The 276-nt window shown below is 34.1% G+C and carries 1 protein-coding gene; it reads left to right on the top strand.

Annotation, left to right across the window (positions count from 1 at the left end; all coding sequences use genetic code 11):
- On the top strand, positions 1-276 hold a 276-nt coding region (locus tag J8281_RS19550), incomplete at both ends, for a formyltransferase family protein (protein WP_305852746.1).

Below are 276 nucleotides of genomic sequence, written 5' to 3'. Positions count from 1 at the left end.
TATTCTTAAAGCATCAAAACCTGATGTAATTGTTTTGGCTGGATTTCTTTGGAAGTTTCCCGAGGTTATCTTGAATGCATTTCCTAATAAAGTTATTAATGTTCATCCTGCTTTATTGCCTAAATATGGAGGGAAAGGCATGTATGGGATGCATGTACATAATGCCGTTGTTGATAATGATGAGACTGAAACTGGTATTACCATTCATTATGTAAATGAAAATTATGATGAGGGGGCTATTATTTTTCAGGTGAAATGTAAGGTAGTTGATACTGA

Origin of the sequence: Aquimarina sp. U1-2, assembly GCF_017897595.1 — a bacterium.
Lineage (GTDB): Bacteria > Bacteroidota > Bacteroidia > Flavobacteriales > Flavobacteriaceae > Aquimarina.
The sequence above is the reverse complement of the archived record's forward strand: the minus strand, read 5'-3'. Positions and strand labels throughout refer to the sequence as shown.